Below are 15,743 nucleotides of genomic sequence, written 5' to 3'. Positions count from 1 at the left end.
TTAACAGCCATATCGTCACCGCTGCCGCCTATCCGGTACTTGAGCGTTCCGGTTCATTGCTTCAGAGCCGCATATCCCTGAACGATAGATCGGCACGGAAGTCCTGAGGCGCCAAGTCGAGGGACTTGCCGAGGTTGGCGTCCAACGACCGAATAAGCATTGCAAAAATATGTCTTGGACGTCCGCTTTGTCCGGCGTCAGTTTCCTGATCGTTCGACATTCGTGGGCGCATCGAATGCCGAATGATCGTTGCAGGGAACCATGAGGCTCGGACCATGAATTTCACACGCAGGACACTCGGCGCGCTTACACTCGGCGCCATCGCCGTCGGCTTGGCCGCAGGAACAGCCGGTGCGGAAGATAAGATCGTCCGGATCGGATATCAGAAGTATGGCAACGTTATACTTCTGAAGAATAAGGGCACGCTGGAAGGAAAGCTCGCGCCGCTCGGCTACAAGGTCGAATGGTCCGAATTCCCCTCTGGCCCGCCGCTTATCGAGGCCTTGAATGCGGGCGCTATCGACTTTGGACACGCCGGAGAAGCGCCGCCGATCTTCGCGCAAGCGGCGTCGGCTCAGTTCGTCTACGTCGCACACGAACCGCCTGCGCCGAAAGGTGAGGCAATCCTCGTGCCTAAGAATAGCCCGCTGAAATCGGTCGCCGACCTCAAAGGCAAAAAGGTTGCGTTGAACAAGGGCTCGAATGTCCACTATCTGCTCGTGAAAGCGCTTGAAAAAGCCGGTGTCAGCTATGCCGACATTCATCCGCAATTTCTTGCTCCCGCCGACGCACGGGCAGCATTTGAAAGCGGACAGGTGGACGCTTGGGTGATCTGGGATCCCTATCAAGCCTCGGCGGAAGTTGCGACGGGCGCCAAGACGCTGAGGGATGGGACGGGGCTTGTCGCCAACACTCAGTTCTACCTCGCATCCAAGTCCTTCGTTCAAAACAATCCGAAAGCCATAGAAGCCGTGATCGCGGCGCTCAAGGATGTCGATGAATCCGTGAAGGGCAATACCAACGCCGCCGCGAAAGAACTCAGCGCCGCAATAGGAATTCCGGTGCCGGTGCTCGAAATCGCACTCAACAGGCAATCTTATGACGTCAAGCCAATCGACGATACCGTCATCGCCGATCAGCAGAAAATCGCCGATACATTCTTCAAGCTTGGCCTCATACCGAAAGCCATCAACGTAAAGGACATTGCCTGGAGGGCCGGCTCGTGAGCCAACCTGCACCCGGTCAAGCCAATGTTCTCTGGTTTCTGCCAACCCATGGCGAAAGCCGCTATCTTGGGACGTCGATCGGTGCCCGGGCGGTCGACCTAAAATATCTGAAGCAGGTGGCGCAGGCGGCAGACGACCTAGGGTATTACGGCGTCCTGCTTCCCACCGGCCGCAGTTGCGAAGATTCCTGGGTCATCGCCTCGGCTTTGGCGCCGTTCACGGAACAATTGAAATTTCTGATCGCGGCGCGACCGGGATTGATGTCGGTCACGGTCGCGGCTCGAATGGCCGCGACACTCGATCGAATCTCGAACGGCCGGCTTCTGATCAACGTCGTGACGGGCGGCGATCCGATTGAGAACAAGGGGGACGGACTCTTCTTTAGCCACTCCGAGCGATACGAAGTCACCCGCGAATTTCTCGATGTCTTCAAGAAGCTTCTCGCGGGCGAAACCGTCAATTACTCGGGAAAGCACATCAAGATAGAAGACGGCCGCGTTCTCTTTCCTCCCGTCCAATCCAACGGACTGCCTCTCTATTTTGGCGGCTCATCGGACGCCGGCATTGACGTTGCGACCGACACCGTCGACAAGTATTTGACGTGGGGCGAGCCGCCTGCGCTCGTTGCCGAAAAGGTGGAACGTGTCCGAAAAGCGGCGCTTGCGAAAGGACGCGACATCTCATTCGGCATTCGTCTGCACGTCATCGTCCGTGAAACGAGCGAGGGAGCCTGGAAAGCGGCAGACGAGCTCATCTCGCATGTCAGCGACGAAACGATCGCCAAAGCACAAGAGATCTTTTCGCGTATGGATTCCGTTGGCCAGCAGCGCATGATAGCGCTTCATGGCGGCAGGCGCGACAAGCTTGAGGTCAGCCCCAATCTCTGGGCCGGCGTCGGACTCGTTCGCGGCGGGGCTGGAACCGCACTCGTTGGCGATCCGGAGACGGTTGCAGCGCGAATCAAGCACTACATCGATATTGGGATCGATACGTTCATTCTCTCGGGATATCCGCATCTCGAAGAAGCTTATCGCTTTGCCGAGCTGGTCTTCCCGCTTCTGCCTCTCGCACATCAGAAAGCGGGTCACACCGCGCGCGTGAATACCGGCCCGTTCGGCGAAACGATCGCCAACGACATCCTGCCCGATGTCAGGAAACAAGCCTCCCAATCATGAGCAGAGGTCGGAGTTTTTTAGCGAACGGCGTGGTGCCGTGGCTATTGCCGCTCGGCCTTATCGTCGTGTGGGAAGCTGCGTCGCGCCTTGGGTGGATGTCCAATCGTGTTCTGCCCGCGCCGTCGGCGGTTCTGGTCGCAGGTTGGCACTTGGCACTCACCGGCGAACTGTGGAGCAATATAGCGATCAGCTTCGTCCGAGCCATGGCCGGGCTTTTCATCGGCGGTTCGCTCGGCTTCGCATTCGGTTTGACCAACGGACTTTCGCGAAATTGCGAACGTGTCACCGATACGCTCCTGCAAATGGTGCGCAACGTTCCTCATCTCGCACTGATCCCGCTTGTCATTCTTTGGTTCGGCATTGAGGAAACGGCAAAGATCTTTCTCGTTGCGCTCGGCGTTTTCTTCCCGATCTACATAAATACGCTGCATGGTATTCGCAGCGTCGACCCGCAGCTCATAGAAATGGGACGCACATATGGGATGCGACAGACGGAACTGTTCTGGCGCGTGATCCTGCCTGGAGCGCTTCCCTCGATCTTCGTCGGATTGCGATACGCACTCGGGTTCATGTGGCTGACACTGATCGTCGCCGAAACGATCGCCGCTTCCTCCGGCATCGGCTACATGGCGATGCAGGCGCGCGAATTTCTTCTGGTCGACGTCGTCGTGTTCAGCATTCTCCTCTACGCCCTGCTCGGCAAAATTGCCGACACCGCCGCCCGCCTGCTGGAGAAGACATTTTTGAGCTGGAATCCAGCTTTCCAAGACAATAGCTGAGGACTTCGATGGCCAGCACTCCTTTTGCAATCGCAAACAAAACCCGCGAGTATTGGCCCGCCGCGCGTCACGACGCGCCGCCGAATACATCCGGGCTGAGCCTCACGATTCGCGGGCTTGGAAAATCCTTCGGTCCGCGTGAAGTTCTGAAGTCGCTGAACCTTCACATTCCCGCCGGGCAATTCGTCGCCATCGTCGGCAAGAGCGGATGCGGGAAAAGCACGCTTCTGCGGATGCTCGTGGGCCTCGATCGATCGACGAGCGGCGAGTTCTGGTACGGAGCAAGCCCCGGGCAGGGGCTCGATAAAAGCGCTGTCCGCGTGATGTTTCAGGAGCCCCGCCTGCTTCCGTGGGCGCGCGTTCTCGCCAACGTCGAAGTCGGCCTCGGTCGTGGCAGGAAGGAAACAGGAGCGCGCGAACGTGCGTTGGCCACGCTTGCGGAAGTCGGGCTTGAAGAGCGCCGTGGCGACTGGCCGGGAACCCTTTCGGGCGGCCAAAAGCAGCGCGTTGCATTGGCCCGTGCACTCGTTTCTCACCCGCGCGTGCTCGCATTCGATGAACCGCTCGGCGCTCTCGATGCCTTGACGCGCATTTCGATGCAGCGCCTGCTCGAACGCGTGTGGCGCGAACAGGGATTTACGGCTCTTCTAGTAACGCACGATGTCGCCGAGGCAATTACGTTGGCCGATCGTGTCCTGATCATCGAAGAAGGCGTCATCAAGCTGGACTTGCGAATCGATCTTCCTCGCCCGCGCCAGCGCGGCACAGCCGAGATCGCCGCTCTGGAAGGCAAGATTCTCGATGAACTATTGGGCGAAACACGCGCTGGAGAGAATTCCTGAGCAGTTCTTCACCGAAAGAACCCTCGATGCTGCCCTCCAAGTATCCGAACAAATCGCAAGGCCGCCCCGAGCAATCGAATCATGTCAGAACTGGTCCTTACCGCCGAACTCAACTCTTCGGATGTCTCGCCCGCTGAATTCCGAAACGCGATGCGCCAGCTCGCAGGTGGAATCAGCGTCATTACCGTCGGCGATGGCGAACGCCGGTCGGGGCTTACCGTGACATCTGTCTCATCGCTTTCGGCCGAACCTCCCATCGTCATTTTCTGCATTAGCAGAGGCTCTTCGAGCTGGCCGATTCTCACCACCAGCCGGACTTTCGCCGTCAACGTCCTCGCCCCAGAGCACATCGATATCGCAGAACGGTTCAGCGGAAAGAGGGGCGAAAAGGGTGCCGAGCGCTACGCCGATGCGACATGGAGCAAACTCGTCACCGGCGCACCCGTTCTGAGCGATGCCATCGCTGTGCTCGATTGCGTAGTCGACGAGTTTATCGAGCGGCATGGAAGTGCCATCGTCGTCGGTCGAGTCCAAAGTGCAATAATACGACCCGAGCCTGATATCGACGAGCCGTTGACCTACTGGCGTGGAACCTATGGCACGACTCGCAAGCGATCGGACCCAGTCTAGAGCGACGAATACGACAAACGCGAGCGACGTACCGTGTTGTGCCTTGGCAACGCTTGCGTCGAAAGAAAACAAAACCCGGCGTTGCTCGCGGCAGCCCGCTGCTTTCTTGGAAATTGCACGCGCAAATTTTCTTGCGTGAAAATTCTCAAAATTTGTCGAATTATATCGAAGGGGACAAATTGTGGCCTAGGTCGAGCAAATATATTTCTCGTCAAAGCTCGATTTGGCCATTTCCGTAATAATGAAATATGAGAGCGTGCTTTGCGCATGCATATCGCGCAATATAAAATATATATCTCCTATGGCGTCATAACTTACGCATAACTTCTCATTTCATCTTTGATTTTCCCCACGTCTTAGTTCCTCCACTCGGACCTCGACCGACTACGACCCGCAATGGAGAGCACGGGTCTTTGCCGGTGCGTTTAACGGACAGCACAGTCTACGGAAGATGTGCGTCCTCGAGGTGCCGATCATTTGAACGACCGTGGAGGTATAGGGAATGTTCGGGGGCACTAGAACTACGGCGAGCTTCGTTTTGGGCATCGCATTTGCCAGTATAGCGTTCGCATGCGCAACGCCGGTTTTTGCAGCAGATCTAGGGGGAGACTGCTGCGCTGATCTTGAAGAGCGAATCGCTGAACTCGAAGCAACGACAGCGCGCAAGGGCAACCGCAAGGTTTCTCTGACCGTTTCGGGTTTCGTCAATCAAGCCGTCTTGTTCTGGGATGACGGCAGCGAACAAAATGCCTACGTCGTGACGAACGAAAGCTCGCAAAGCCGCGTTCGATTTTTGGGCCAAGCTCGGATCTCGAAAGATTGGACCGCGGGCTACTTGCTGGAACTTGGCGTACGTGGCGCACGCGAGGATCGAGTCAACCAAGACGATCCTGACGGCGGCTCATCAGCCAATGGCGTCAGTGTCCGGCACAGCGCCTGGTATTTGAGCGGCAAAAATGTCGGCAAGGTCTGGGTGGGTCAGACGTCGGAAGCGACCGACGGCATAACCGAGACCAATCTCGCCAGCACGAGTTACTTTTCTTACACAAATAGCTGGGGCAATACTTTCGGCGATCAGAATTCCGGCTTCTTCTTGCGCCGAAGCGACGGAACACTCACCAACGTCCACTGGGGCAGCTTCGTCGCGCAAGGTGCGCAGCAGGCGGCACCCGGCGAGGGTCACCGCTTCAACGTCGTGAAATACGACTCTCCCACGATTGCCGGCTTCACCGCCTCTGCGTCCTGGGGCGAAGATGATCACTGGAGCGTTGCGCTGCGCTATGCGGGAGAATTCTCTGGTTTCCAATTGGCAGGCGGCGTCGGCTATACCGGAGCAAATGATCACACCTCACTCTCCAACCAGCGCGGCGTCGGCGACACAAGCGAGATCGGCTTGAGCGGCTCCATCCTGCACACCGAGACGGGCCTATATGCTTCCGGTGCTTGGGGACGGCTGCACGACGCCGGCCTCGACGATCTCTATGGTCGCGATGTCGATGAGAACACCAGCTTTTGGACACTCCAGGCTGGCATCGAAAGGAAGTTCATTCCTCTCGGGAAGACCACGATATTCGGCGAATATTTCCAGCTTGACCGCGGCGCCGGCTTCGGAAGCAACGGTGGCATTCTCAATGTTGCCGATCTCGGAACGGGCCTGGACCAAGTTGCCAACTCGCAAATTCAGGGCTGGGGGGTCGGCCTAAATCAGAACCTGAATGGAGTTATGGATCTCTACTTCGACTATAAGCACGTCAATCTCGATGTGACGACCACGGACGGCGTGGCCGAAGCAAATGCGAACCTCGACGCGATCCAATTCTTCACGGCGGGCGCATTGATCAAGTTCTGATTGCTGATGGAAAGGCGCCTCCTCCACCCCGTCTAGGCGCTCTTCTGAAGTGATCGAAAAGGGAGGGCCGCGTCCGAAGGGATGCGGCCCTTTGCTGTGCAATCAGCTACCATTCTCGCGCATGGTATCCCAGAAATCGACCGTCGTTTCTCGCAGCGTGTTCTCACAATCGCGGTTGCAGTCGATGCGCGTACCATGATGCAGGATGAGTTGCTTCCCGCGAACACCGCGCTGCAGCTGCGCGGTATAGCACGGCTGGTTTCCATACCTGCTGCAGGCGGTAATGAAGCGCCCGGATTTCGTATGCGTCACGCCGTCATCGGCGCGCGACGTCGTAGTGCCAATCAGGGCTAGGCCGATGATTAGTGCACCGAACGTAAGATATTTCTGTTTCATTGCTGGTCTCCACCGCTTTAGCGCCGGGCCAGCATATTCCTAGATTTTGCATATGAGAATCTTGAAAAGAGATAATGACATCGATTTTGTCTGCGATATTTTTCTTATCTCTAACATAGCAGAAATAAGACTTATCGGTTCGCCACGAAATGATGTCCTGCCGCTCTCAAGCAAAAGGCCGAGGCTGCTCTCGCGCCTCGACCGATTTTGATCCGCTCTTACGACTTTCTCGAAAACTCAGTTTGCGGCCGCCTGCTTCGATGGCGACCAAATTCGAGATTCCGTCGTTTTGATCGCCCGCGGCAAAAGCTTTTGAGCAAAGAACGTGTCGGCGATCTTCTGCTCCTCGACCAGATTCGCCTGCGTGACCTCACGCACATCGTAACTGCGATGCGAGTTGGCTTTCGCGATGATCTCAGGATCAAGATGCCAGACCGGCGCCAGGATCTTGACTGCCGCATCGGGATTTTTCTTCACCCAAACTCCCGTTTCTTTCAGTTTATCGAAAACCACGCGTAGCACGTCCGGCCGAGCTGCCGCGAACTTCGCGGAGGCCAGGTAATATCGATTGTAGCTGGCGAGGTTCGTACCATCAGTCAGCAGCCTGGCTTTCGACTGCCTTATGGCTGCAGATACGAACGGGTCCCAGGTCACCCAGGCATCGACGGCGCCTTTTTCGAAAGCCGCCCGGCCGTCGGCCGGCGGAAGATAGGCTGGCGTGATATCCTTAAAGTCGAGCCCGTCACGAGCAAGCGCGGCGATCAGAAGATAGTGACTCCCTGCGCCTTTGGTTACAGCAATTTTTTTGCCCTTAAGCTCACTCACCGATTTGATGGGCGATGTGGCAGGAACAAGCAATGCCTGCGCCGTCGGAGAGGGTGCTTCGCTTGCAATATATGTCAGGTTGGCGCCCGCTGCCTGAGCGAACACGGGCACCGTATCGGCAACGTCACCCGAAATGTCGATGGCACCGACGTTCAGCGCTTCCAGAACCGGGAGGCCGTTTTGGAATTCCGACCAACTGACGGAAACGCCAAGCTTGGCGAGATCTTTCTCAAGTTCACCATTGGCCTTGAGGATTGCTATGAGCGTCGATGACTTCTGATAGCCTATGCGAACGGTGGTTTGCTTATTGTCGGCATGGGCCGTCACCGCAGCGCCCAATCCAATTGCGCAAAAGCCCATTATGCCGAGTGAAATCTGGCGGCGATTCATCGATAGCTTCCCTATAAATCCGGACACGATAGCGGCCCGTCTTTGAGGATAGCGACACATCACTCCGCTCAACCAATACGAATATTCGCAAAGCAAATCGCGTTTGGAGGCTAGCGAGTGAAACCAAAACGTGCGGCAATAGATGCCAGATCGGCGTCTCTTCAGACTCGCACGAACCCCATTTCCGCTTGGATATCTTTCAAGGCAGAAACAAGCACGTCGATTTCTCCACACGTGTTGTAGAACGCAAACGACGGTCTCACCGTCGTTTCTTGCCCAAAACGGCGAAGAATCGGCTGCGCACAATGATGGCCCGAGCGCACGGCGATGCCATACTTGTTCAGCCTTGCGCCGATTTCCTCGCTCGGCACACCTTTCAAAGTCAGCGAGATGACACTTGCTTTTTCCGGCGCCGTTCCGATGATCCGCAAATTCGGAATTTGCAGGAGACGCTCCGTCGCATAGACGAGCAGCTTGTGCTCGTACTCCGCAATGTTGTGCATCCCAATTCGCTCGATATAGTCTATGGCGGCCCCGAGGCCGACGGCGTCGGCGATGTTTCCAGTGCCCGCTTCGAACCGCTGCGGTGAGCCGTGAAAGTCCGTCCGCTCGAACGTGACGTCGCGGATCATATTGCCGCCGCTCTGATACGGAGGCAGAGCATCCATGATGTCTTTCTTGGCATAAAGGACGCCAATACCCGTCGGCGCAAAAAGCTTATGCCCTGACAGGACCAGGAAGTCGGCACCCAGATCCTGTACGTCGACCTTCATGTGCGAGACCGATTGCGCTCCGTCGACGAGCACATGAGCCCCGACGCGATGCGCCATCTCGACGATGGTCTTTGCCGGCGTAACCGTCCCCAGAGCGTTGGAAACATGCGCGAATGTGACGATCTTCGTCTTCGAGTTCAGCAGTTTTCCAAACTCGTCGAGAAGCAGTGCGCCGCAATCGTCGACCGGTGCGATCCGAAGTTTCGCGCCGGTGGCCAAACAGAGCTGTTGCCACGGAACGATGTTTGCGTGGTGCTCCAGATTTGTAATGACGATCTCATCGCCGACGCCGACATGTTGGCGTCCGAACGTTGCAGTGACGAGGTTGATTGCCTCCGTTGCACCACGCGCAAAAATGATGTCTTCCGGCGATCCCGCATTGAGAAAACGCGCGATCTTCGAGCGAGCGCCCTCATAGGCATCGGTTGCCCGCGCGGCAAGCTCGTGCGCCGCCCGGTGAATATTCGAGTTCTCGTGCTCGTAAAAGTATTTGAGACGGTCGATGACTTGACGCGGCTTTTGCGTCGTCGCCGCGTTGTCGAACCAAATGAGCGGTTTTCCGTTCACGGTCTCATTTAATATCGGGAAGTCACGGCGCACAGCATTAACATCAAATCCCTGTCCCGATGTGCTCGGCCCTGCTCCCGGTAAATTACTCGCAGCGCCTTGATCACTGAGAAAATAAAGGGATGAAATGGGAATAGGCGCTGGCACCGCGGCGGCAGGTTCTGTGAAAAGCGGAGCCAGAAGTGTTTTCAATTCGGCTTCGAAAGGCAACGGGATATCGTCCAGCGCCGGAGCCGTTCCACCCGATCGTGGGGTGTTGATACCCGAATAATCGACGAGGACCGGCGGCGGCGGATTCGCTGGCGGCGGCGTCGGAGGCGCGCTTTGCGAGACGCCCGGGAGCGACTCGGCTCTGTCAACGGCAGGGCTGGGCTGATCGAATGAATGACTGCGACTTCCTCCAAAGCCCGAAAGCGATTTTGTCGCCTCCACATCAGAGGGCAGACCGATTTCCGCCGGCTGCAACAAAGTATCGAGAGCGGAAAGATTCAGAACGGATACGTCATGCGTCGGAGCGTTGGATGGATAGACGACGCCGCCCGGCGGCATTGGATCGCCAGATGAACCCGGAATATCCGGCGAAGGCGCATGGCGCCCTTGCGTCGGTGAGGTTCCAAACCCCGGCAACGATGGACTTCCGGTCACTGACGGTGGTGATGGGTAGACGGATTCCGCCAAGGCATCGAGAACACGTTCGTCCAGCGCACTCGAGTCGAATGGCGTTGGCACCTGCGGATGTGAGCCATGCGCGGGCGAAGCCGCAACCGGAAACGGAGACGTTGCTGCCGAAGCCAGGTGCGGAGCGGACGAACCGGCGATCTCGACAGGCGACGCTCCGACACCCGCCTGCGATGGTCCGGCAGGTGTCGGCAGCGACTGTCCGGGAATGGCAGCGAAGTATTGGTTCGCGAGCTTTGTCAGAGAGGCGGCGTCGGGCAAGCCGGCAGGCGGCCGCAAACCGCCGACGCCGATATCCTTCGCGGCCGACGCCAACGCATCGAGACTCGCATCTTCAGAAGTAAGATCAGTTGTAGACATGATACTTGCCCACCTCGACGTTCTCGAGAACTCCGAGTGCATCATCGGTCAGAACGGCGAGCGAGCAGTAGAGAGACACGAGATAGGAGGCGATGGCCTGATCATTGATACCCATGAAACGCACCGATAGGCCTTTCGAAAGCTCGCCCGGCAGACCCGGTTGAAAGAGGCCGACAACACCCTGCTTCGCCTCACCCGTGCGGATCAGCAGAATGTTCGTCTTGCCGGCCTTCACTTCGAGCTTGTCGGACGGAATGAGAGGAATTCCTCGCCACGTGATAAATGGGGAACCGAAAAGCGTGATGGTCGGCGGCGGGACGCCACGACGCGTGCACTCGCGTCCGAAGGCTGCGATTGCCAATGGGTGCGCCAGGAAGAAAGCGGGCTCCTTCCACACTCTTGCGATCAGCTCGTCGAGATCGTCGGGCGTCGGCGCTCCCGCTCGCGTCTTGATTTTCTGAGACGATACGGCATGCGCGAGGAGGCCGTATTCCTTATTATTGATGAGCTCGCTTTCCTGGCGCTCCTTGACGGTCTCGATCGTCAAGCGAAGCTGCTCTTTGATCTGATTGTGCGGAACGCTGTAGAGATCGGAAACGCGCGTATGGATATCGAGCACTGTCTGAACCGCGCTCAAGAGATACTCGCGAGGGTTCTCGATGTAATCGACGAATGTTTGCGGCAACACACGCTCGTCCCGCAATGAACACGCGACTTCGACCCCTTCGGCGTCGCGAACTTTGTTGACGCGGTAGATACCGGCTTCAACCGGAACCCAACTCAGAAAATGCACCAGCCAACGCGGCGTGATGCTGGACATCTGCGGGACGGTCTTGGTCGCATTGGCTAATTGCCGTGCAGCAATATCGCCCAAAGCTGTTTGCGCGTCGTCTGCCATAGCTTCCCTATTTTCTGTTAAATTGGAGAATGGAATTTCGTATATTTGCTTATTTATAAATTCTATAAGCCGTCAACGACGTTATATTGGAATTATATACCGGCGCCGCCGTCGAACGTTTCGAAGCGCGTCTGTGCCTGCAACACATTGCTGTGCGGAGCCACGCTTCGCGTGAGCCAGACGTTGCCGCCGATCGTAGAACCATGACCGATTGTCACGCGTCCAAGGATGGTGGCACCGGCATAGATCACGACATCGTCTTCGATGATTGGATGGCGTGGATTGCCTTTCACGAGGGACCCGCTCTCATCGACTGAGAACCGCTTCGCGCCGAGCGTCACCGCCTGATAAAGCCGGACACGGTCTCCGATAATGGCCGTCTCGCCGATGACCACGCCCGTTCCATGATCTATGAAGAAACCTGCGCCGATCTTCGCACCTGGATGAATGTCGATGCCGGTCTGTGAATGAGCCAACTCGGCGATGATGCGCGCAACGACCGGCGCGCCGAGTTCGTGCAGCGCGTGTGCGACACGATGATGGATTACGGCCCTGACGCCTGGAAAACTCAGAAGCACTTCTTCCGTGCTTTTGGCCGACGGATCGCCTTCGTAAGCCGCGCGAATATCCCTTTCGAGCGTCTCATAGAGCTGCGGCAGCTGCTGAGAAAAATCGGCCACGATCCCCTCAGGACTAAGCTTCTCATCGCGCTCGGCGCGTGCCTCATCGATGAATGCGTGCTCTCGATAAATTTGCTCGACCAGGGTATGCAGTGCTGAATTGAGCTTGTCTCCGATAAAAAAGCGCAGCGCGTCATCGCCATGATCGATCGCCCCGGCGTGACGCGGGAACAAGGCACCATAGATGCCATTGATCGCATGCTGCAATCTTTCGGGACTCGGCAAAGGTACGCGCCGATTACCGGCCGCAACGACGCGCTTGCTCCGGCCGCGAGCCTCCTTCAACGCCCGGACGATCCCCTCGATATCCCACGAGGCAGCCCGAGGCTGACGCACTTCGGCAAATTGCCTCGGCAGTCCCTCACCGTCGTTGATATCGCTTCTGAGCGTTGCCGTATCTGCCATCGTAGCCGGTCAGTTCGCCTTGGTCGTAATTTGATCGTAGATCCCGCCGTCGGCAAAGTGCCTCTTCTGTAGCTCCGGCCATTTGCCGAGCTTCTTTTCAACATCGAACGTTTTGATCGGCGGAAGCTCGGCAACGGCTTCCTGCAGAATGGCGGCGTTGCGCGGACGCAAGTGATGCTTCGCGATAATCTTCTGCGCTGTGTCCGAATACAGGAAGTCGAGGTACGCCTTGGCGACCTTTTCGGAATTCCGCTTTTTTACGACCGGCTCGACGAGTGCGACCGGCGGCGCCGCCTCGATGCTTTCCGAAGGATAGACGATGTCGAAATCACCGCCGGCGACTTCCGACTTGATCAAGGCCGCTTCGTTTTCGAAAGTGACGAGCACATCGCCAATGTTTCGCTGTGTGAACGTTGTGGTGGCGCCGCGCCCGCCCCCGTCGAAGACCGGCACATTTGCAAACAATTTCGCGACGAATTCGCGGGCTTTCTCGTCCGAGCCCAATTTGTCGAGCGCGTATCCCCAGGCAGCCAGGTAGCTGTAGCGGCCATTGCCCGATGTCTTGGGATTGGGAATGACGACTGAAACCCCCGGCTTTACAGGGTCGTCCCAATCCTTGATGCCTTTTGGGTTGCCTTTGCGGACGAGAAAGACCGTCGTCGTGGTGTAAGGAGCTGCACCATCCGGAAATTTACTACGCCAGTCGCTTGCGACGACGCCGCTTTTTACGAGAAAATCGAGATCGGTTGGCTGATTGAGCGTGACGACGTCCGCTTCCAGACCTTCAGCAACGGCTTGGGCCTGCTTCGTCGAACCGCTATGCGATTGTTTGATCTGGACGTCGGCGCCAGATGATTTTTTCCAGGCCGCTTCGAACGCGGGATCGATATCCTTGTAAAGCTCTCGGGACACATCATAAGACGCATTTAAAATAACGGTTGTATCCGCGAATGCCGTAACTGAAATAATGAATAGAAAGGCAGCCCCAAAACCTATCCATGAAGCTACGCGCACGATCATAATTCTTGCCCTCCCCGAGATGCCGATTAGCGTTCTTCCCAAATCTGCAAAATCAAGAGAACGAAGAAAAAGCTATTAGCTTTCCAACAGTCTGTACTAAGAACCCGGCCAGTAGCGGACACTGAACGATATCGATATCGCTTCGGCTCATAAGCTAAGAAATTTTTGTTTATTCATTAAGGCGCAGAGCACGGGTACCCTGCCTGCTGCTTCGACAGACGTTGTGTCGACAATAGCGCTCGCAGGCCATACGCTTCGCGAGGCGACACCTCGCGTGCCAGATCAAGGCCTGACTGATGAATTTCCAACAGCTTCGCATTGTTCGCGAAACGATCCGGCACAAATTCAATCTGACCGACGCAGCGAATGCACTTTTCACGTCGCAATCCGGCGTGAGCAAGCACATCCGTGACCTGGAACAGGAACTTGGCGTCGAGATTTTCGTGCGCCGGGGTAAGCGGTTGCTGGGCCTTACGGAACCCGGAAAAGAAGTTTCGGAACTTGCCAACAGGATGCTGGTCGACGCCGACAACCTCTCCCGGATCGCAGAAAACTTCGCCAAAGGCGATGAAGGCACGTTGACAATCGCCACGACGCACACGCAGGCGCGCTACACGCTTCCATCTGTCATTGCCGAATTCAAACGAGCATTCCCAAACGTTCGGCTTAGTCTCCAACAGGCCAATCCGAAAGATTTGCCCGCAATCCTTCTCGATGGCGCGACTGATATTGCCATCGCAACGGACACGCTCGAAGACCATCCGGGAATTTTGGCCTTTCCCTATCATACGTGGGATCACGCGATCGTCGTCCCAACCGGCCATCCCCTATCCGCCAAACCGTCAGTCACTCTCGCGGAACTCACTGAGTGGCCAATCATAACTTACGATGATGGTCTTACCGGCCGCATTCGCATCGACAAGGCTTTCGAAGCCGCGGGCCTGACCCCGGACATCGCGATTACCGCGCTCGATGCTGACGTCATCAAGGCTTACGCGGCGCTCGGCATGGGTGTCGGCATCATCGCGTCCGTCGCTTACGACGAAGACCAAGACAGAAAGCTCGTCAGGCTACCCGCACCGGGCGCCTTCACCGCTAGCACGTCCAGCATAGCCATTCGGCGCGGACGCGTGCTGCGTCGATATGCATACCGTTTCATCGAACAGTGCTCGCCGGAACTGACTGAAGCGGTGGTTCGCAACGCCGCAGAAAGCTCGTTCGACTAGAACCCGGGCGCGCGGCCGAGCATCCGAGCCGAGATATATCGCAAGTCAACCGTCCTGACGGGCATGCTCCAGTTGTTGCAAAGCCCAGCGTACGTTCTTTCTCACGTCGGCATCTGGATCGTCCGCGACCGCAAGCAGCGCCTGACGTGCTTCTCGGGCTTTGAGTGTGCCCAGTGCAGCGGCTGCCTCTTTGCGAACATTTGGCTGATTGTGATTGAGTTCGTGTGCTATGCGCGAAACACTGCCGCGAGCCTCGAGCTTGCCGAGACTGCGGATAGCGCTCAGCCGAACCTGCCAGAACGCATCGTCCAGTGCTGTAATCAACGGAGCGCTGTGCGTCACACCGGCCGCACTCAAGGCAAGCGCTGCCGCCGCGGCTTCACGGACGCGCCAATCCTTGTCAACGAGCCCGGCCGCAATGGCATTTGTAGCCGCTTGAGATCGCGAAAAGGCAAGCGCGTTGATGGCCACGAGGCGGACATTTGCGTTCCCGTCCAACGCCGCGTGCTTAAGAGCCGGCAATGTCTCTTCGAGCTTCAAGTATCCGATGACGCCAACAGCTTGCACGCGAACAGCCGGCTCCGGATCACGAAGAGCTTTGAGCGCCGGCTCTAGCGCGTCCCGATTTCGCAATCCCTTCAACGAACGGTAGACGCTTTCCCGGACAAATGCAGACGGATGTCCGACAAGTGTCAGAAGTGGAGCGGCGGCATCGCTCTCTTTCAGCTCCGCGAGACTTTCGGAAGCAGCCGACGCAACATCAACGTCGGCATCGACGAGGATGCGGACCAAGGCAGCTGCGGTCTCCGGACCGTCGAAAGAACCCAACGCGATTGCCACCTGACGGCGTACACCAGAGTCAGGATCGCTCGATAGGCCCGCGAGCAGACGAACCGCAGCCGGATCGCCAGAATCGCCAAGTTCTATGACAGCGACGCGCCGCTGTTTCGGGTCCTCCGCGCGCAGCTCCTCCGCAAGCGCCGCCAAATCGGCAAAGCTCTCGAATACGTCATTCATAAGCATT

At 57.2% G+C, this 15,743-nt stretch carries 14 protein-coding genes; 7 read left to right on the top strand and 7 right to left on the bottom strand.

Annotated elements, in window-relative coordinates; all coding sequences use genetic code 11:
* The first annotated feature begins 275 nt into the window (after positions 1–275).
* From VHB22_RS04555 to VHB22_RS04530, 6 genes are all read left to right on the top strand, one after another.
* On the top strand, positions 276–1,226 hold the full coding sequence (locus VHB22_RS04555; protein ID WP_325455774.1) for a sulfonate ABC transporter substrate-binding protein: 951 nt from the start codon (positions 276–278) through the stop codon (positions 1,224–1,226).
* Complete coding sequence (gene ssuD / locus VHB22_RS04550) at positions 1,223–2,401, top strand: FMNH2-dependent alkanesulfonate monooxygenase (protein WP_325455773.1); 1,179 nt, start codon at positions 1,223–1,225, stop codon at positions 2,399–2,401. Before VHB22_RS04555 ends, ssuD begins: the two co-directional genes overlap by 4 nt.
* Positions 2,398–3,180: an aliphatic sulfonate ABC transporter permease SsuC gene (ssuC, locus tag VHB22_RS04545; RefSeq protein ID WP_325455772.1), complete on the top strand. Its 783-nt coding sequence runs from the start codon at positions 2,398–2,400 to the stop codon at positions 3,178–3,180. Before ssuD ends, ssuC begins: the two co-directional genes overlap by 4 nt.
* An 8-nt stretch (positions 3,181–3,188) precedes the next feature.
* A complete protein-coding gene (locus tag VHB22_RS04540) occupies positions 3,189–4,022 on the top strand; it encodes an ATP-binding cassette domain-containing protein (protein ID WP_325455771.1) in 834 nt (277 codons plus the stop codon).
* Between the two features lie 81 nt (positions 4,023–4,103).
* Positions 4,104–4,652, top strand: coding sequence for a flavin reductase family protein (locus VHB22_RS04535; protein ID WP_325455770.1), 549 nt, complete (start codon positions 4,104–4,106; stop codon positions 4,650–4,652).
* Between the two features lie 502 nt (positions 4,653–5,154).
* The gene (locus VHB22_RS04530) at positions 5,155–6,501 is read left to right on the top strand and encodes a hypothetical protein (RefSeq protein WP_325455769.1); all 1,347 of its coding nucleotides are present in this window, start codon (positions 5,155–5,157) and stop codon (positions 6,499–6,501) included.
* 102 nt (positions 6,502–6,603) lie between these two features.
* Here VHB22_RS04530 and VHB22_RS04525 read toward each other — a convergent pair whose 3' ends face one another.
* From VHB22_RS04525 to VHB22_RS04500, 6 genes are all read right to left on the bottom strand, one after another.
* The gene (locus VHB22_RS04525) at positions 6,604–6,897 is read right to left on the bottom strand and encodes a hypothetical protein (protein ID WP_325455768.1); all 294 of its coding nucleotides are present in this window, start codon (positions 6,895–6,897) and stop codon (positions 6,604–6,606) included.
* Positions 6,898–7,134: 237 nt separating this feature from the next.
* Positions 7,135–8,112 (bottom strand): aliphatic sulfonate ABC transporter substrate-binding protein, encoded by a 978-nt coding sequence (locus tag VHB22_RS04520; protein ID WP_325455767.1) that lies wholly within the window; start codon positions 8,110–8,112, stop codon positions 7,135–7,137.
* 161 nt (positions 8,113–8,273) lie between these two features.
* Positions 8,274–10,490, bottom strand: a complete 2,217-nt coding sequence (locus VHB22_RS04515) for a family 2A encapsulin nanocompartment cargo protein cysteine desulfurase (protein ID WP_325455766.1) — start codon at positions 10,488–10,490, stop codon at positions 8,274–8,276.
* Positions 10,477–11,388, bottom strand: coding sequence for a family 2A encapsulin nanocompartment shell protein (locus tag VHB22_RS04510; protein ID WP_325455765.1), 912 nt, complete (start codon positions 11,386–11,388; stop codon positions 10,477–10,479). Before VHB22_RS04510 ends, VHB22_RS04515 begins: the two co-directional genes overlap by 14 nt.
* Positions 11,389–11,480: 92 nt before the next feature.
* Positions 11,481–12,473: a serine O-acetyltransferase EpsC gene (gene epsC, locus VHB22_RS04505; RefSeq protein WP_325455764.1), complete on the bottom strand. Its 993-nt coding sequence runs from the start codon at positions 12,471–12,473 to the stop codon at positions 11,481–11,483.
* A 9-nt stretch (positions 12,474–12,482) separates the two neighbouring features.
* Entirely contained in the window at positions 12,483–13,493 is a 1,011-nt protein-coding gene (locus VHB22_RS04500) for a sulfate ABC transporter substrate-binding protein (RefSeq protein ID WP_325455763.1), read from the bottom strand.
* Between the two features lie 296 nt (positions 13,494–13,789).
* Between VHB22_RS04500 and VHB22_RS04495 the strand changes: the two genes are divergently transcribed.
* Positions 13,790–14,719: a CysB family HTH-type transcriptional regulator gene (locus VHB22_RS04495; RefSeq protein WP_325455762.1), complete on the top strand. Its 930-nt coding sequence runs from the start codon at positions 13,790–13,792 to the stop codon at positions 14,717–14,719.
* A gap of 45 nt (positions 14,720–14,764) precedes the next feature.
* On the opposite strand, the gene VHB22_RS04490 is transcribed toward VHB22_RS04495, so the two are convergent.
* The gene (locus tag VHB22_RS04490) at positions 14,765–15,736 is read right to left on the bottom strand and encodes a HEAT repeat domain-containing protein (protein WP_325455761.1); all 972 of its coding nucleotides are present in this window, start codon (positions 15,734–15,736) and stop codon (positions 14,765–14,767) included.
* Positions 15,737–15,743 lie beyond the last annotated feature (7 nt).

The organism is Hyphomicrobium sp. (genome assembly GCF_035548195.1).
GTDB lineage: Bacteria > Pseudomonadota > Alphaproteobacteria > Rhizobiales > Hyphomicrobiaceae > Hyphomicrobium_B.
Note: the sequence above shows the minus strand (reverse complement) of the source record. Positions and strands in the feature narration are given on the sequence as shown.